Source organism: Maribacter sp. R77961 (genome assembly GCF_044594925.1).
Taxonomy (GTDB): Bacteria; Bacteroidota; Bacteroidia; order Flavobacteriales; family Flavobacteriaceae; genus Maribacter.
Genome location: NZ_CP138991.1, coordinates 436,300 through 453,445, shown reverse-complemented (window position 1 = coordinate 453,445; position 17,146 = coordinate 436,300). Strand labels below are relative to the sequence as shown.

Genomic DNA, 17,146 nt, shown 5'->3' with positions numbered 1-17,146 from the left:
GTTCCTAAAAATACGTTAATTACCTTAAGAAATAAATTTTTGGTTACTCGTTAAAAAGCAGATTTCACATGATAATTTTCAACATTAATTCGTTAGATTTGGAAACTTTCGATTTTAAAAACAGCACATGATTAGAATTTTACGTTCCCTCCTATTCCTACTACCTATTTTATCAATTGCTCAGCTTAAATCCCCTTCCGAATTTTTGGGTTATGAACTTGGCAGCCAGTTTACAAGACATCACCAAGTAGTAGACTACTACGAATACCTTGTGCAGGCAGCGCCAGATAGAATGCAATTGATGGAGTACGGAAAAACCAATGAAAGAAGGCCTTTATTGCTGGCTTATATCTCTACTGCACAGAATATTAAAAATATAGAGCGAATTCGTTTAGAGCATCTAAAAAATACGCAGGGAGAGGGAGCATCTGATAAAGCTATTGTATGGCTTAGCTATAATGTTCACGGTAATGAAAGTGTTAGTACGGAAGCATCCATGCAAACCATTTATAACCTGTTAACGGATAAGAGCGATTATCTAGAAAATACCATAGTCCTTATTGACCCCTGCATAAACCCGGACGGTAGAGATCGTTATGTAAATTGGTACAACCAATACAAAAACAATCCAAATACGGTTGACCCGAATAGCAAAGAACATCACGAAGGTTGGTGGAGTGGTCGCAGCAACCATTACATGTTTGATTTAAACAGGGATTGGGCATGGCTAACGCAAGTGGAGAGCAAACAGCGGTTGGTACAGTTCAACAAATGGTTACCGCACGTACATGTAGATTTTCATGAGCAAGGAGTGGACAGCCCTTATTATTTTGCTCCGGCGGCAGAGCCTTATCACGAAGTAGTTACAGATTTCCAAAGAGCATTTCAAGAAACCATTGGTAGGAACCATGCAAAATATTTTGACAAAAATGGATGGTTTTATTTTACAAAAGAATCTTTTGATTTACTATACCCTAGCTATGGGGATACTTACCCAACCTATAATGGTGGTATTGGCATGACCTATGAACAAGGGGGAAGCGGTAGAGCAGGTCTAGGTATTATTACAAGTCTTGGCGACACACTTACATTAAAAGATAGGATAGCACATCACCATACTACGGGCCTTTCCACTGTTGAAGTGGCTAGTAATAACGTTGCAAAATTGAATAATGAATTCAAGAAATTTTACCAAAACAATAACTTCAAGTACAATAACTATGTGCTTAACGGAAACCAAGACAAACTAGATGCGCTTGCCAATTTATTAAAACAGCATGAAATCGAATTTGGACATGCTGCTAATACTACCTATAAAGGGTACAACTATAGCACAGGAAAAATAGGTGCTATGAAAGCTACTACAAATAGCTTAGTCGTTTCAACGAACCAAACTAAAGGAACCTTGGTAAAGGTTTTATTTGAACCAAAAGCAAAATTGAGTGATTCTGTCACATACGATATTACCGCTTGGTCCTTACCTTACGCTTATGGCTTGGATGCAATAGCTACGGAAAGTAGCATCCAAAAAAACCCTTTATCAAACGTCAGTAAAAACTTTGGAATAGCAACCCCAGATAGTTATGCCTACATAACGGATTGGAACGCCGTAAACGATGCTAAATTTCTCGCTGAATTACTGAAGAAAAAAATAAGGGTACGCTACTCGCACAAGCCTTTTACTTTAGATGGGATTAAGCATAAAAGGGGGAGTCTTATCATAACCAAAGCGGACAATAAAAATAATCCGAACTTTAGTGAAATCTTACATGATACATCGGTCAAATTTTCTAAACCACTTACACCTACAAATACAGGCTTTGTTGAAAGTGGAAAAGACTTTGGCTCCAGATATGTAAGCGTTGTACCAAATGTAAAGGTTGCTGTTTTGGCTGGCGAACCGACTTCTACCCTTCGTTTTGGAGAAATATGGCATTTCTTTGAACAACAGCTTAACTACCCCTTGTCCGTTTTAGACGAAAGCTACTTCAGCCGTGTAGATTTATCTGAATATGACGTTTTAATTCTTCCAGATGGTTGGGGGTATCGTAGTTTTTTTAAGAAAAATATAACCGAAAAAATTACAGACTGGGTTAAAGCAGGTGGCAGATTGATTGCCATGGGCGGCGCTATAAATGCCTTAGCGAACAATGATAGTTTTGATATAAAGGAAAAAGAAACACCCAAAGACACTACTATAAACTTACAAGCTTTTGAAAATACACAGAGAGAACGTATAAAAACAGCTATTACTGGAGCAATTTTCAAAGCGACCGTAGACCCTACTCATCCCTTGGCTTATGGTTATGGTAATTCTTATTTTACCCTAAAGTTAGGCAATAGCGCTTTTAATTATTTAGAAGGTGGAAGCGCGGTATATCTTAGTCAGAATGCAAATACCCCGGTATCTGGTTTTGCAGGAAGTGAAGCTCAAAAGAAAATTGCAGAAACTTTAATTTTTGGAACTGAAAACATGGGAAGAGGCCAGATAGTCTATATGGTAGATAACCCTTTGTTCAGAGGGTTCTGGGAAAACGGAAAACTTTTCTTCGCTAACGCCATATTCATGGTCAACTAACGCTTCAAAAAATTAGCATGAAAGAATATAAAGTTGAAACACTCATATATTACAGTAAAATTACGCTAGACACCAAGCATATAGCTAATTCTTCGAAAGCTGAAATTCAAGAAAAGTTAGATGAATACGCAAAGAACGGATGGCGATTAGCTTCAACGGATGCTACTAGTTTTGGTGCAGCTGTTTACATCTATCTCTATTTCGAAAAATAGTTTTACAACTTATTGATTTTTAATTAATTAGGTTGATTTCTACACTTTCAAAGCTCACTAGCGAATTTTAGAATACCCAGTATTCAGGGTATAAGAACTCTAAAAAGCTTGATATCTTGCCAACAAATCCTAAGCAAATTCGTTCTAACACCCTGAACGATACCATGAGGTTGGATTAAATTGTAGCATTATGCCAGATAATCAAGAACAGCTAGCAGCACTTTTAGCAAAATTAGAACTGCTTTCAAAAAAGCAAGAAAGTTTTACTCAAGAAGTTAATGCACTTCGTAAAGACTTAGAAGTATTACAAGGTGAAGTGCCATCAACAATCACTGAAACAACTCCTACAATAAAAGAAGTACCTACTCCAGAGAACCCTATTATAAAAGAGGAAAAACCTGTAATAAAGCATGCTGAGACGGTAATTGAAAAAGAACCAATTGCACCTATTGAAGCTCCTTCTAAAAAGTTTTCCGCACCAATAAAAAAGCCGAAAGGCAAATCAAATCTGGAGAAATTTATTGGAGAGAACCTCATTAATAAAATAGGCATTCTAATTACCGTAATTGGTGTGTTCATAGGTGCTAAATACTCCATAGAAAATAACCTCATAAGTCCGTTAACACGAATTATTTTGGGTTATTTGGTAGGATTAGGACTAGTTGCAATAGGAATTAAATTAAAGGCCAAGTACCAAAATTATAGTGCCGTACTGGTCAGTGGAGCTTTGGCAATTTTGTACTTTATCACCTTTGCCGCTTATAGTTTCTACGACTTATTTCCGCAGAGTATAGCCTTTACTTTAATGGTCTTTCTAACCGTGTTCGGTGTAGTAGCAGCATTAAATTACAACAAACAAATCATTGCGCATATTGGATTGGTCGGTGCCTATGCCGTGCCCTTTTTATTAAGTAACAACTCTGGTAATGCAATGGTCCTATTTAGTTATATGGCCATTATTAATCTGGGGATTTTATTCATATCCATAAAAAAATATTGGAAAGCCCTATACTATGTTGCCTTCGCTTTTACATGGCTCATATTTAGTGGTTGGATAGCTTTTTCTTATACATCAGAAAATCATTATCAGTTAGCACTGTTGTTTCTTTTTATTTTCTTCCTAATTTTTTACGCTACGTTCTTAGGATACAAACTCATCAAGGCCGAAAAATTTAAAGCCTCGGATGTGTTTATGCTTTTATTGAATTCTTTCATTTTTTACGGTTTTGGCTTTGGACTACTATCGTTCAAAGAATCTGGTCAAGAATTACTAGGTGTGTTTACTCTTGCCAATGCGTTAGTTCATTTCATAGTTACCACAATTATCTATAAAAAGAAACTTGGTGATAAAAATCTGTTTTACCTCGCTGCCGGCTTAGTACTTGTTTTTATCACGATAGCCGTACCAGTGCAATTAGACGGTAATTGGGTTACGCTATTATGGGCTATGGAAGCAGCACTTCTATTCTGGATCGGGAAAAGCAAAAATGTAAGGGCCTATGAGTACATGTCCTACCCTTTAGTGGTCATTGCGTTCTTTAGTCTAACACAAGATTGGGCTTTGGCCTATGCTGGGTTTACATTTAATATAGACGAAGAGCCGCTTCAACCTATACGCAACGCTACTTTTTTAACTTCGGCCTTGTTTATTGTCGCATCCGGATTTATTAATTGGATAAATAATAATTACAGGGGTGGTGATGGAAAGAGAAGTTTTGTATCTAAGGTAATGTCCATAGCAATACCTTCAATTTTTATTTTAGTCCTGTATTGTTCGTTTTATTTGGAAATTGAATATTATTTCACACAATTATATCAAAACTCTAGAATACCACTTACTACGGACGACGCCTATGAATATTCTCAATACAACGAGAACCTATCGCAACTAAAAATTGCTTGGCTTCTGAATTACACCTTATTTTTCGTCTCCGCCCTAGCCTTCGTTAACATTTATAAAATAAAAAACAGGATTCTAGGTATTACCACATTAGTGATAGCGTTATTGACCGGATTCTTTTTCTTATCCACAGGACTATATGCACTGAGCGAAATGAGAGAAAATTATTTGAGCGGTGAATTGGCCGAATTCTATACGATAGGAACATTTACGATTGCCGTGCGCTACATCTGTATTGCGTTTTTTGGTCTTCTACTCTTTATGGTGCGTAAATTAACCGTTGCGCCTTTTATGAGGATTAACTTCAACATCCCTTTTGCACTATTACTACACACGGCTATTTTATGGATTGCGAGTAGTGAGCTTATCCATTGGATGGATATGAGCGGGTCTGACCAGAGTTATAAACTAGGTCTTAGCATCCTTTGGGGTAGTTATTCCTTATTGTTAATAATCCTAGGACTGTGGAAAAAGAAAAAATACCTCCGTATTTCAGCAATTGCGCTTTTTGGAATTACCCTTATAAAGCTGTTCTTTTATGATATTGCTTCATTGAACACGATTTCCAAGACCATCGTTTTTGTTTCTCTTGGGATACTACTTCTTATTATCTCTTTCTTATACAACAAATACAAACATATTATAACAGAAGAAAATGAAAATTAAATCTGCTTATTATCTTGTTCTACTAATTTGCTGCTATTCCTTTGGACAATTAGATACGTTTGATGAAAAAATTCCACTTACAGGAATTACAAATTCATGGCACACGATAGAACTCCCTAATAATGTATTCGCAAAGCTAAATGATGAATTTTCTGATATTCGTATTTATGGTATTACTGCAAAAGATACCATAGAAGCGCCGTATATCCTAAAAAAATCCCAAGCCTCTGGTACTGAAAAAGAAGTTGAATTTCAACTTATAAATCAATCTTTTAATACAAATGGGTACTACTTTACCTATGAAGTACCCGTAGACGAATCCATTAATAAAATTGAGCTCGATTTTAAAAATACCAACTTTGATTGGAAGGTTAAATTAGAAGGAAGTCAAAACCAGAAGGATTGGTTTACCGTAGTCGAAGATTATAGGATTCTATCAATCCAAAATACCCAAACCCAGTACCGCTATACGGACCTTGTCTTTCCGAATTCAAAATTTAAATTCTTTAGACTATTCATAAAGAGTGCTATAAAGCCAGAGCTTTTAAAGAGTTATCTCCTTTCGGACAAAATTGTACCTGCCGTTTATAATTCTTATTCTGATTTGGATTTTGCAATATCAGAAAAAGGAAAACAAACCCGTATTGCTATTGCGATTAAAAAACGACTACCCGTTAGTTTTTTAAAACTGAATGTAACTGATGCTATTGAGTATTATAGAACTATAAAAATAGATTATCTGGCAGATAGCACAGCAACTGAAAAGGGGTGGCGCTATACGTACCGTAACCTTTATAACGGAACACTAACTTCTTTTAATGCCAATGAATTCACCTTTAGACCTGTATTAACCTCAAAGTTACGCGTAAACATACAAAACTATGACAACGAACCTCTTAACATTACAGGTGCTGAAGCTAAGGGATTTCAATACACCTTAGTAACACGTTTAAAAGATGAAGCAAATTATTATTTAGCCTATGGAAAAGAAAATGCCTATACACCTAGGTATGATATTCAACAAACCGGATTTACGCTTCCCGAAAATTTAAAATCCTTGCAGCTTGGAGCAGCTGAAAAAATTCCAAAAAAAGCAGCTCCAAAAAAAGCTTCTTTATTTGAAAACAAATTATGGCTTTGGCTTATTATGGGAATAATTATACTGGTTCTAGGAGGATTTACCTTAAAGATGATGCAGCAGCGATAACTATTCTTTTTGGTATATCAGGAACGTATAAAAATAGTTTTACTGAACTGGGTCTCCGTATAAATCAAAATCAGCAGCTTCGGTAATAGTTACATTAACAAATTCGCCCTGTTTTACATAGTGTTTGGTGGCATCAATTAAAACCTCGTTGTCCACATCCGGAGAGTCAAACTCCGTTCTACCTATAAAATGGTTGCCCTCTTTTCTGTCAATAATACAGCGAAAGGTCTGTCCTATTTTTTGTTGGTTGAGTTCCCATGAAATCTGAGATTGCAGCTCCATTATTTCATTAGCGCGTTCTTGCTTTACCTCCTCTGCAACATTATCCTCTAAATTATAGGCATGGGTATTTTCCTCATGGCTGTAGGTAAAACAACCCAAACGCTCAAAACGCATTTCCTCTACCCAACTTTTCAAAGTTTGAAAATCTTCTTCCGTTTCTCCAGGATAGCCTACTATTAAGGTGGTGCGTATGGTCATTTCAGGAACTGCCGCCCTAAAATCCTGTAAAAGCTTGGTAGTTTTGGCCTGTGTAGTACCCCTACGCATGCTTTTTAGAATGTTATCCGCAATATGTTGTAAGGGAATATCCAAGTAATTACAGACTTTTGGCTCGTTCTTCATCACCTCTAAAACATCCATAGGAAAACCTGTTGGGAAAGCGTAATGCAAACGAATCCACTCAATGCCTTCTACTTTTACCAAAGCTTGAAGTAATTCTGCCAAGTTCCTTTTCTTGTATAAATCCAGTCCGTAATAGGTTAAATCTTGCGCAATTAAAATAAGCTCCTTAACTCCTTTTGCTGCCAGTTTCTCGGTTTCTGTAACCAACTCCTCAATAGGCTTGCTCTTATGCTTACCGCGCATTAAAGGAATGGCACAAAAAGAACAGGGACGGTCACAGCCCTCCGCTATTTTTAAATAAGCATAATTCTTTGGTGTGGTAGTTAATCGTTCTCCTATAAGCTCGTGTTTGTAATCAGCGCCTAGGGCTTTTAGAAGATTGGGTAGTTCACTAGTACCAAAGTACTCGTCTACATTGGGTATTTCTTTTTGCAAATCTGGCTTGTAGCGTTCACTTAAGCAACCCGTAACAAAAACCTTATCTACCTCACCAGCCTCCTTTTTTTGAACGTATTCCAAAATGGTGTTTACACTCTGTTCCTTGGCATTGGCAATAAAACCACAGGTATTTATAACGACTACATTACCCTCTTCCTCATGCACCACCTCTTTATCATTGGCACGCAACTGCCCCATGAGTACCTCAGAATCGTACACATTTTTACTGCAACCCAAGGTTACTACGTTGATTTTGTTCTTCTTAAGCGTTTTTGTTCGCATAGCTTTTTAATGGGCTGCAAAAATACGATTTGCCATTAGAACTAGCTGTCTTTCACACGATTTCTTTGATTTTAACGTTAAACCAATGCATTGCTATCTCGTCTTACTTAAAACTGCAACTCTTATGACACGTTTTAAAACCTATGCCCTACTATTCATTTTCACCCTCATTATTGGATGTTCTAAAGACACCGTTACTCTCGAGGATAATGAAACACCAACAGAAAACAACAAGCTATATTTTCCTCCACTAAACGGAGCAGCATGGGAGACCTTGGATATGGAAGCATTAAATTGGAATTCTAGTGCCGAAGCGGAACTATATGATTTTTTGGAAACCAATGACACTAAAGCCTTCATTGTCTTGAAAGATGGTAAAATTGCCTTGGAACAATACTTTGGGGACCATACCGAAGCTACTCCTTGGTATTGGGCATCAGCGGGCAAAACACTGACCGCCTTTACAACAGGCATTGCTTTACAGGAAGGGTTTTTAGGGTTAAACGATAAAACTTCTGACTACTTGGGAGCAGGTTGGACAAGCTTAACTTCCGACAAAGAGGTACTTATTACCGTTTGGCATCAATTGACCATGACTTCTGGTATGGATGATACCCAAGGGGATTGCAAAACACCGGACTGCTTAACATATATGGCCGATGCAGGAACGCGTTGGGCCTATCATAATGCTCCGTATACCTTAATTCAAGATGTAGTGGCAAATGCGACACAAACCGAATTTGAAGACTATTTTACTTCTAAAGTAAAGAACCCGATAGGAATGGGAGGCTCGTGGATTTCAAGTAATGGATTAAACAATGTGTACTGGAGTACCGCCAGAAGTATGGCTCGTTTTGGCCTGTTGAATTTAAATCAAGGAAACTGGAACGGTACGCCTGTTCTTGAAAATACCGATTATGTCTCCGCAATGAGCAATACCTCACAAGATTTAAATAAATCCTATGGTTATTTATGGTGGCTAAACGGAAAAGAGAGTGCTATGGTTCCACAGTCACAACTGGTCTTTACTACCGAATTAATGCCGAATGCACCAGATGATTTATACGCAGGCTTGGGTAAAAACGACCAAAAACTTTATATTGTTCCTAGTCAAAACTTAGTTGTTGTGCGTATGGGACAGGATACGGGTTACGAAGCATTAGGACCATCCGGTTTTGATAACGAGCTTTGGGGGCTTTTAAATGAAGTAATGAACTAAATTCTGAACTTGGAATTTACACTAATGCATCATAAATGTTTCGTCATTTTTCCTAAATTAATTTTCTCCGCTTTATTAAATTTCACTTCTCTCACGAACTCCATAGACTTCCATAAATAGGTGTTTCCTTGAAGCCCGTTCGTCATTTTCATACGTCTATTCAATCTACGTATCTCCTTTTCTGTGGCCTTTCTTCTATCCCCAAGTGAACCATACAGTTTAATGGCAGGATTATCGGCAAAAGAACCCTTAAACAAAGCTTTAAGCCAAAACCACCGACTACTATTTACGGCCAAGAGGCAAATATTTGGATTGGTTCTACTATGTTTTGGAAGTTTAGACGGAAACTTTTCAAAATAAAATCCCGCTTGGTCGTCATTCAGAAATAGGGAACCAATCGGTGTTACTGTTGGGTTGTTGTCAGCATCTACGGAGGCCACGGAAACATGAAAATTTGAGCTAAAACTTTTATTGAAATGCCTTCTAATCCGAGACCAATCTGTTATTAAATCCATTTTTTAAGTTTACAACTACTGGTTTAGGGACGAGCAATATAGAAGTACACCAGCTTTTTTTACCATCCAAATAGCAAAATCCTTTTGTTTTATTTTTTCTGTTCTAAAGCGACCCCGAAACGTCTGAGCCAAAGATTTTGCGGACTTCATAAAAATACGCAAACTCGGCGAATACGAACGAAGCTCGTATTGTTCAAGTATTGATAGGTGTGCTGGATTTTCGTTCAGCTATTTACGCAAGCTGTCCATTCTAAATCTTTATTGCCAGTGTCCTAATTCTTTTTCAGAAGCTTTGTAATTATGGTAGGACAGTGGTAGTTCATAAGACACCTATTTATATACGGTTTTCTTTTTTCCAGTCGGTTTTCAAATAGTTCAAAGCACTTTCCAAAGCTTTTTTTGAAGGTTTAGGGTTAAAATCTAATTCTTCTCTTGATTTACGAATATCATAATCTTGTTTTAAGTTGTAAAACATGTCCAAGTAATGTCTTTGCAGAAGAGGCTCTTTTCCTGTAATCTTACTACTGAATTCCATTAAACCTGCAACAGCATATAATAAGCATTTGGGTACCTTTTTTGGTGTTTTTAATTTTAGTTCAGGATATAGGTCGGACGCTATTTTTACGGTTTCTTGTAACGTAGTATGTTTTTCGTTAGCTAAAATATAGCGTTCTAAGTTTCTACCCTTTTTCATTGCGTTATACGCTCCTAAAGCTACATCTTTAACATCCACCCAATTTAATGTAATATTGGTGTCTATAGGTATTTCTCCATTTAAAACCTGCAATACGAGATTGTTGGAATAACTTAATTTAAAGGCTTTAGGACCTATCATAGCAGCAGGTAAAACAAGAACAGTTCTAATGTCATATTTTTTTCCCAATTCCAATGCTAGTTTATCAGAATCATTTTTAGAGTTGTAATACCAATTTCTTCGGTCTTTGTTATATCCATTGTTTACATTGGCGGGCAACTTTGTAAAATCCAAACTGGCTACAGAACTTACGTAAACGATGTTTTTGATACCACATTCTTTGGCAATATCGAACACATTTTGAGTTCCTTGCATGTTAGTATCATAAATTTCCTCTTTTGGATTTTTTGCCCACATGCTAAAATTTGCCGCAACAGCATATAAGTTGATGACGCCTTGAAAAGCTTTTTTTAACGATTCCCTGTCGGTAATATCAGCCTGAACAACTTCACATGCTAATGCTTTAAAAGGTTCCCTGTTCTTACTGTCTCTTACCGTTGTTCTTACTTTTTGCTTATGGGAAAGTAAAAGTCTAATTAAGTTATTTCCTAAATGTCCGTTTCCGCCGGTTACCAATGAAATTTCCTCGCTCATAGTTCTTAAGTTTTGTTTGAGCAAATTTCGATACCCTTTACATGGTTAGAAATAACATTTGTTAGGAAACGATTTGTTTTCTGATACGACTTAAGGATTGCGGTTCCATTCCTAAAAAAGAAGCAATATTGTCTATAGATACATTTAAAGCCAATTTTGGATACCGCTCTACGAATTTTAGATAACGCTCTTTTGCAGTTAAAATTTGAAAGTCCCTAACACGTTCTAATTTGCAACTCAAATGTTCGTTAGTTACCTCTTTGACCAATATTGCCCAGCATTTTATTTCCTGTTGTAACATATCAAAATCAGGTTTCGATATTTTTAGAACTCTAGACGCAGTAATCGTTTCGTAATAATCTAATGAGGGTGTTTCTGTCATAAAACTTTCTGTAGATGTGAAAAAATCCTGTTCCGCTACAAGATGCTGTACTACAATTTTTCCGCCAATATTTTGATATCCTTTTACGATACCAGTAGCTAAGAAATAAATATATCGCTCCACATTCCCGGCTTCTAAAAGATTGGTTTGGGCTGGAATTTGTTCAGAAATGAAATGTTTTTTGATTAAATCAATATCATTTTGAGTTAGCGCAATTTTTGATTGTATGTAATTAATTAGATTTTCCATTGTTGTATGGTAATAGTATATAACCTTATGACTAATTGGATTGCAGTGGTAAGTAAACTTTTCGTTTTTGTCTGCTTACGAAGCTAAAGCTTATTGTTTAATTCTATTTCTTTTTTTAAGGCCATCCCGAAGCTTCGAGACATAAGATTTAGCGACTTCATAAAAATATGTAAACCCTGTGATTAAGCCCGAAGCCCGTATTGTCTATAGGTTTTGTTTTAAAACATTATTCTTTTGTTTTCAATAGTTCAGCTAATTTCAGAGCAAGCTCTGGGTCATTCGTTAATTTTTCGGCGTCTCCTTCAAGGCAAACAAACTTATAATCAGTCTTAAAGTTTAAATTCTGGAAATATTGTTTGATAAAGAAATCTGATATAGGAATATGAGGTTTTTCAAGATTCAAGAACATCATTAAGAAAATTAGGAGGTTTATGTGTTCTTCATTTTCTTTAGAGCATACTTGCATAAAAGTGGCCTCATCAAACAATAGTTTTTGAGGCTCATTCAACATGTTATAATAAGTTGTATGTTTGAAATGAGGACAATAAAATAAAACTCCATTTTCTATAGAAAAAATAATATCTGGAAGTTCATCTTTTTTTAATTCATCCGTTTTGACTCTTTCTCTAAAGTGTTCAATTATTTTATCAAAACTTGCAGATTTCTTTGAAAAAACAACGGCAGGTATCTTATTGAAATATACAGGTTTGTCTTTGTTACCTAAGATTTTGAGGTTCAATCTATCTATTTTTCTATTAAGATTCTTAATAGATTTTATTTGTATCGTGCTGCGAACAAATTCTGAAGTTTTAGAAAGTGAACTTATATCAGGTTTGACTTCTACAGCGCAAAATACACCTTCAGCAAGTATTACTTCTCTTTTTGGTGTTATCAAGTTTGGATGATTAGGAGCTAAAACAACGCAGTCGATATTAGCACTTTCACTATCTAAAGAATATATTTTTCCTTTTTTTACCCGATAGTCATTTGTTAGGTAGCTTTGGATAAATTCATTTACAGATATTTCTTTAGAATCCCCTGTATTAGTTCTATCTCCTTTGAATATTTCAACAGTCGGCTCGTATATAATTTGTATCGACCTTAAATTTTCTATTATACTGCCAATAACTGCATTCATATTTTTTTATAATGTTTTACAACAATTAAATAACATCAATGATGCTATCCCACTTATAAACTATTACCCACTTTTACTACTATTATTCATAGCCTTTAGGCATTTCCCTATTCGAAAACTCCTTTTCATAGGCCGCTCCTAAACGAAGCAAATGTGCCTCTTTAAACGGTTTTCCAATAAAGGTTAAGCTAATGGGCTCCCCAGAGGTCTTGTATCCCATAGGTACCGTTAAAGCCGGATATTTAGCCACTGCAGCGTAACCGGCATGGTAATTATTTATGGAAAGTATCGCATCTAAATTGTGCTGGTCTAGCGCAGTATCAAAAAATGTACGCCCAGAATTTTCCAATCGTGTCTTAATTTCGGCTAAACCTTCCGCTGTGGTAGCATCGGCTATAATACCTTTGAAAAGCGCTTGGCCGTAAGGTATTCTTACCAAAGAATCTTTAGCATTAAAAGCAACCGCATCCGCTATGGATGTGATGTTTACTTTTTCAGGATTGGTATGCGCCGATAAATAGTCTGGCAAATCGTTTTTCATATCTATATTCAGAATACTTAGAAAACCGTCCATAGGCACTTCTGGTGGCGTAAACTCCACCACAGTTGCTCCGAGCGTTTTTAATTTTTCAATAGTTGTTCTGTAAATAGAATCGCTTTCCATTAGCGCGGAGAAGGCTCCCAACCGCATGTTCTTAAAACTTGTGGGGTGTAGTCCTGCTGAAATAATCCCCGGATACTGTTCTTTATTCGTTTTTAGGTCGGCCTTGTCAAAACCAGTCATTGCATCCAATAAAATACCGTTGTCAATGGTATTCTTGGTCATTGGTCCGGGCGTATCCAAGGTACTTGAAATGGGAACTATACCTGTTCTACTTAATAAACCTATGGTTGGTTTTAATCCTACGACCGAATTCTGGCTACTAGGCGATAATATAGAACCTGAGGTCTCCGTCCCCACCGCAGCCACAGCATAATTTGCCGCCACCGCAGTACCACTTCCGGAACTGGAGCCACCTGTTTCAAAAACACGCCTTCCATAAGGATTCAATGTCTGGCCACCAACAGCACTATAACCTACCGGACAACCCGAACAAAGAAAGTAAGCCCACTCGCTCAGGTTTACCTTACCTAGTATCAACGCACCATTCTCCTTTAGCCGTTCTACGATAAAAGCATCTTCTACTTCATTGTCCATCAAGGCAATAGCACCTGCTGTTGTACGCATTCCTTTGGTATTAATATTGTCCTTTAATAGAATAGGCATACCGTATATAGGGTGACGCGAACCGGGCGCGGTTCCATTATCCATCATCCTGTCCAATTCCCTGGCTTGGTCAACTACATCCTTGTTCAGTGCAATCACGGTATTCAAGGTAGTAGTATTGTCCAACTCGTATTTATAGATGCGGTATAGGTAGAACAACACTAACTTTTCATACGATATAAGTCCGCCTTCGATACTTTTACGAATCGAAAACATGTTCTGTTCCAGTACCAGTGGTTTTAAGAATTCATATTCTTTCTCCGTCATTTTAGAAATTTCATCGTACAGCGGAAGAAAAACATCATTCTTATCCAATACCTTGGACTGTATTAATTTGTATTGCATTCTCCCTTTTTCATGGTCCGCATTTGCCGCTACTTCAGCGGAATCATTGTAAGGCTCCCAAATACGCACTTGTTTCTCACCTGTTTTCGTATCGTTCTTACACGAACACACAAAGCATATGAAAAGAAAGAGGAATGTTTTTTTCATGTTATTCATTTTGTTGTTTTAGTTTTTCTTTCCAATCTATAATATTCTTCCCGTTCATACGAACAAACTCGTCCTTCCCCAAACTATCCGCAATTTCAAGTGACTTTTGAGCTGATCGTATGGCCACTTTATAATCTTCCAACTCTGCCTCTACCAAAGATTTAACCCTATGGTAATAATAGGTATCTCCACCAAGTTCAATTGCTTTGTTCAAATAAACTAAAGATTGTTCTTGCTTACTACCCTGCTCCTGGTAGTACCTGGCAATTTCATAATAGGTCTGTGCGGTAGGTTTATCGTTGAGCCGCTCCTTTATCTGCTGCTCCATTAACTCACGGGTGTTGAAAGTCATCGGTAAACTTACTTTGGTAGTAGCCCAAAGTAAGGATAGTACCGCCTCATTATGCGTAATGGCATCAAAAGATATCAGAAAATTCTCTTGATAGCCCAAAGTTTGTTTTGGTTTCACTTTAACGCGTAACGCATCTTCCTCTGGGTCGTAGGCGTTTCTGCCATCTCCCCAATGCTTGGTATTGTTATGAAAGACAAGTTGCCATTCCTTTGCTTTGGGAAAAGCGTATAAGGCATACGTACCCTTAGACAGGGGCTTGCCCATAATATTTACATCATTGTCAAAGGTTATTTTAGTAGATTCGTTAGCACCCACACGCCAAATACGCCCGTAAGGCACTAAACCAGGTTGCCCATCTGCCCTATTTCCAAAAATTGTTCTGCCTCGCGTAGCGGGCCTGGAATATGCTACCGTAATTTTAGAAAGTCCTACAGTCTGTTCTATTGTAGAAGACGGACTAGCCTTGGGGTGATTTATTTGGGATACCCCTTGAGCACACCATACTACTGCTAAAAGAAGGACTATTTTTTTCACTCTTTCCTATTAAAAAAAGAATCTACAAACTCATGCTTATTAAAAACCTGAAGGTCTTCAATACCCTCACCGACTCCAATATACCGCACAGGAATTTGGAACTGGTCGGAAATTCCAATGACCACCCCTCCTTTAGCCGTACCATCCAACTTGGTAACCGCCAGGGATGTAACCTCTGTCGCTTTTGTAAACTGTTTTGCTTGTTCAAATGCATTTTGACCTGTGGACCCGTCCAGAACCAATAAAACTTCATGAGGCGTATTGTCCACAACCTTTTGCATAACCCGTTTTACTTTGGTCAGCTCGTTCATAAGATTTACCTTATTGTGCAGTCTTCCTGCAGTATCTATGATGACTACATCAGCATCTTGGTTAACAGCAGAACTAAGGGTGTCAAAAGCGACGGAGGCAGGGTCACTACCCATTTGCTGTTTTACAATGGGAACATCTACCCTATCTGCCCAAACCTGTAATTGGTCTATAGCAGCTGCCCTAAATGTATCCGCAGCACCAAGAACCACCTTTAAACCTTGATCTTTAAACTGATGCGCCAATTTACCTATAGTGGTAGTTTTACCTACTCCATTGACACCGACCACCATGATTACATAAGGTTTTTTGTCCTTCGAAATTTGAAAACTGGCATCTTCCGTGGTATGGGTCTCTGATAGTAATCCTGCAATTTCATGACGCAGAATGTCATTGAGTTCTTCGGTTCCCATGTATTTATCCTTGGCAACGCGAGCTTCAATACGTTCTATAATTTTTAGTGTGGTCTCCACACCAACATCAGAAGAAACAAGAACCTCCTCCAAATTATCCAAAACATCATCGTCTACTTTAGACTTGCCCGCTACCGCTTTTCCAAGCTTGGAAAAGAAACTTGTTTTGGTCTTCTCTAGGCCCTTATCCAGGGTTTCCTTCTTATCTTTTGAAAAAATCTTTTTAAATAAACTCATCGTAAAATCAATAGTTGGTCAAATATAAAAATTAAAAAGCCCCTTTCGAAAGAAAGGGGCTCAATAACGTATTAAAGTAATTATCTTACTTCTTGGCTATCCAGTCATTTACCATTTCCGGGGCCATAACCGATTCTACAAAAACGTAAGCACCGGTTTTAGGTGACTTTACCATTTTTATAGCTTTTGTTAATCTTTTTGAGCTGGTCTGTAAACTCGCTACCGTTTTCTTTGCCATGGCTAAATATATTTTATATCAAACCCACCTAAGTGGAATTCTTATTTAATTTCTTTATGAACTGTCATTCTCTTCAAGATTGGATTGAATTTTTTAATTTCCATCCTTTCTGGAGTATTCTTCTTATTCTTTGTAGTAATGTATCTGGAAGTACCAGGTTGTCCCGATTCTTTATGCTCGGTACATTCTAAAATTACTTGAATTCTGTTGCCTTTCTTTGCCATCGTAATCTATAAATTTAAAGGTTACTTTACTAACCCTTTAGCTTTTGCTTCTTTCAACACAGCAGAGATTCCTTTCTTGTTGATACTTTTTAAAGCTCTTGCAGAGACTTTTAAAGTTATCCAACGGTCTTCCTCTGGAATGTAAAATCTCTTTTTAGAAAGATTTACGTCAAATCTTCTTCTTGTTTTATTGATAGAGAAGGATACGTTGTTACCGAACATCGCTCTCTTTCCCGTAATTTCACAAACTTTTGACATTGTGTCGAATTTTTCTTTTAAACAGGGTGCAAATTTATATCATTTTTATCTTACAGCCAACAAT

At 37.1% G+C, this 17,146-nt stretch carries 16 protein-coding genes; 5 read left to right on the top strand and 11 right to left on the bottom strand.

The window, feature by feature from the left end; all coding sequences use genetic code 11:
- The first annotated feature begins 127 nt into the window (after window positions 1-127).
- The 4 genes from SJY09_RS01790 to SJY09_RS01775 all read left to right on the top strand — a co-directional run bounded on the left by SJY09_RS01790 (window position 128) and on the right by SJY09_RS01775 (window position 6,563).
- Window positions 128-2,578: a M14 family metallopeptidase gene (locus SJY09_RS01790; RefSeq protein WP_396637255.1), complete on the top strand. Its 2,451-nt coding sequence runs from the start codon at window positions 128-130 to the stop codon at window positions 2,576-2,578.
- Window positions 2,579-2,595: 17 nt separating this feature from the next.
- Window positions 2,596-2,790: a DUF4177 domain-containing protein gene (locus SJY09_RS01785; protein ID WP_396637254.1), complete on the top strand. Its 195-nt coding sequence runs from the start codon at window positions 2,596-2,598 to the stop codon at window positions 2,788-2,790.
- A 190-nt stretch (window positions 2,791-2,980) separates the two neighbouring features.
- On the top strand, window positions 2,981-5,356 hold the full coding sequence (locus SJY09_RS01780) for a DUF2339 domain-containing protein (protein ID WP_396637253.1): 2,376 nt from the start codon (window positions 2,981-2,983) through the stop codon (window positions 5,354-5,356).
- On the top strand, window positions 5,346-6,563 hold the full coding sequence (locus SJY09_RS01775) for a DUF3999 domain-containing protein (protein ID WP_396637252.1): 1,218 nt from the start codon (window positions 5,346-5,348) through the stop codon (window positions 6,561-6,563). Before SJY09_RS01780 ends, SJY09_RS01775 begins: the two co-directional genes overlap by 11 nt.
- 39 nt (window positions 6,564-6,602) lie before the next feature.
- Here the strand turns inward: SJY09_RS01775 and rimO are convergent, their stop codons facing one another.
- Window positions 6,603-7,907 (bottom strand): 30S ribosomal protein S12 methylthiotransferase RimO, encoded by a 1,305-nt coding sequence (gene rimO, locus SJY09_RS01770; protein WP_396637251.1) that lies wholly within the window; start codon window positions 7,905-7,907, stop codon window positions 6,603-6,605.
- Window positions 7,908-8,031: 124 nt separating this feature from the next.
- Between rimO and SJY09_RS01765 the strand changes: the two genes are divergently transcribed.
- Entirely contained in the window at window positions 8,032-9,126 is a 1,095-nt protein-coding gene (locus SJY09_RS01765) for a serine hydrolase domain-containing protein (protein ID WP_396637250.1), read from the top strand.
- Window positions 9,127-9,155: 29 nt separating this feature from the next.
- Here SJY09_RS01765 and SJY09_RS01760 read toward each other — a convergent pair whose 3' ends face one another.
- The 10 genes from SJY09_RS01760 to rpmB all read right to left on the bottom strand — a co-directional run bounded on the left by SJY09_RS01760 (window position 9,156) and on the right by rpmB (window position 17,082).
- Window positions 9,156-9,641 carry a hypothetical protein gene (locus SJY09_RS01760; RefSeq protein WP_396637249.1) on the bottom strand — a complete coding sequence of 162 codons (486 nt, stop codon included), beginning with the start codon at window positions 9,639-9,641 and terminating at the stop codon, window positions 9,156-9,158.
- Between the two features lie 334 nt (window positions 9,642-9,975).
- A complete protein-coding gene (locus SJY09_RS01755) occupies window positions 9,976-10,989 on the bottom strand; it encodes an NAD-dependent epimerase/dehydratase family protein (protein ID WP_396637248.1) in 1,014 nt (337 codons plus the stop codon).
- A 61-nt stretch (window positions 10,990-11,050) separates the two neighbouring features.
- Entirely contained in the window at window positions 11,051-11,620 is a 570-nt protein-coding gene (locus tag SJY09_RS01750; protein WP_396637247.1) for a Crp/Fnr family transcriptional regulator, read from the bottom strand.
- 226 nt (window positions 11,621-11,846) lie between these two features.
- Window positions 11,847-12,758: a DUF6602 domain-containing protein gene (locus tag SJY09_RS01745; protein ID WP_396637246.1), complete on the bottom strand. Its 912-nt coding sequence runs from the start codon at window positions 12,756-12,758 to the stop codon at window positions 11,847-11,849.
- Window positions 12,759-12,840: 82 nt separating this feature from the next.
- Window positions 12,841-14,517 (bottom strand): amidase family protein, encoded by a 1,677-nt coding sequence (locus SJY09_RS01740; protein ID WP_396637245.1) that lies wholly within the window; start codon window positions 14,515-14,517, stop codon window positions 12,841-12,843.
- A gap of 1 nt (window position 14,518) precedes the next feature.
- Complete coding sequence (locus tag SJY09_RS01735; RefSeq protein ID WP_396637244.1) at window positions 14,519-15,403, bottom strand: DUF2911 domain-containing protein; 885 nt, start codon at window positions 15,401-15,403, stop codon at window positions 14,519-14,521.
- Window positions 15,400-16,362, bottom strand: coding sequence for a signal recognition particle-docking protein FtsY (gene ftsY / locus SJY09_RS01730; RefSeq protein WP_396637243.1), 963 nt, complete (start codon window positions 16,360-16,362; stop codon window positions 15,400-15,402). The genes SJY09_RS01735 and ftsY overlap by 4 nt, the downstream gene beginning before the upstream one ends.
- Window positions 16,363-16,447: 85 nt before the next feature.
- Entirely contained in the window at window positions 16,448-16,600 is a 153-nt protein-coding gene (locus tag SJY09_RS01725) for a DUF4295 domain-containing protein (RefSeq protein ID WP_396637242.1), read from the bottom strand.
- 41 nt (window positions 16,601-16,641) lie between these two features.
- Window positions 16,642-16,824 carry a 50S ribosomal protein L33 gene (gene rpmG, locus SJY09_RS01720; RefSeq protein WP_099574372.1) on the bottom strand — a complete coding sequence of 61 codons (183 nt, stop codon included), beginning with the start codon at window positions 16,822-16,824 and terminating at the stop codon, window positions 16,642-16,644.
- A 21-nt stretch (window positions 16,825-16,845) separates the two neighbouring features.
- Window positions 16,846-17,082, bottom strand: a complete 237-nt coding sequence (gene rpmB / locus SJY09_RS01715; RefSeq protein WP_099574371.1) for a 50S ribosomal protein L28 — start codon at window positions 17,080-17,082, stop codon at window positions 16,846-16,848.
- Window positions 17,083-17,146: the final 64 nt, after the last annotated feature.

What these genes read in the sequence shown, in the direction of transcription:
- SJY09_RS01740 (WP_396637245.1), bottom strand. Translation starts at nt 14,517, where the DNA reads ATGAAAAAAACATTCCTCTTTCTTTTCATATGCTTTGTGTGTTCGTGT.
- rimO (WP_396637251.1), bottom strand. Translation starts at nt 7,907, where the DNA reads ATGCGAACAAAAACGCTTAAGAAGAACAAAATCAACGTAGTAACCTTG.
- rpmG (WP_099574372.1), bottom strand. Translation starts at nt 16,824, where the DNA reads ATGGCAAAGAAAGGCAACAGAATTCAAGTAATTTTAGAATGTACCGAG.
- SJY09_RS01775 (WP_396637252.1), top strand. Translation starts at nt 5,346, where the DNA reads ATGAAAATTAAATCTGCTTATTATCTTGTTCTACTAATTTGCTGCTAT.
- SJY09_RS01785 (WP_396637254.1), top strand. Translation starts at nt 2,596, where the DNA reads ATGAAAGAATATAAAGTTGAAACACTCATATATTACAGTAAAATTACG.
- SJY09_RS01755 (WP_396637248.1), bottom strand. Translation starts at nt 10,989, where the DNA reads ATGAGCGAGGAAATTTCATTGGTAACCGGCGGAAACGGACATTTAGGA.
- SJY09_RS01750 (WP_396637247.1), bottom strand. Translation starts at nt 11,620, where the DNA reads ATGGAAAATCTAATTAATTACATACAATCAAAAATTGCGCTAACTCAA.
- SJY09_RS01760 (WP_396637249.1), bottom strand. Translation starts at nt 9,641, where the DNA reads ATGGATTTAATAACAGATTGGTCTCGGATTAGAAGGCATTTCAATAAA.
- SJY09_RS01790 (WP_396637255.1), top strand. Translation starts at nt 128, where the DNA reads ATGATTAGAATTTTACGTTCCCTCCTATTCCTACTACCTATTTTATCA.
- SJY09_RS01765 (WP_396637250.1), top strand. Translation starts at nt 8,032, where the DNA reads ATGACACGTTTTAAAACCTATGCCCTACTATTCATTTTCACCCTCATT.
- SJY09_RS01745 (WP_396637246.1), bottom strand. Translation starts at nt 12,758, where the DNA reads ATGAATGCAGTTATTGGCAGTATAATAGAAAATTTAAGGTCGATACAA.
- rpmB (WP_099574371.1), bottom strand. Translation starts at nt 17,082, where the DNA reads ATGTCAAAAGTTTGTGAAATTACGGGAAAGAGAGCGATGTTCGGTAAC.
- ftsY (WP_396637243.1), bottom strand. Translation starts at nt 16,362, where the DNA reads ATGAGTTTATTTAAAAAGATTTTTTCAAAAGATAAGAAGGAAACCCTG.
- SJY09_RS01725 (WP_396637242.1), bottom strand. Translation starts at nt 16,600, where the DNA reads ATGGCAAAGAAAACGGTAGCGAGTTTACAGACCAGCTCAAAAAGATTA.
- SJY09_RS01780 (WP_396637253.1), top strand. Translation starts at nt 2,981, where the DNA reads ATGCCAGATAATCAAGAACAGCTAGCAGCACTTTTAGCAAAATTAGAA.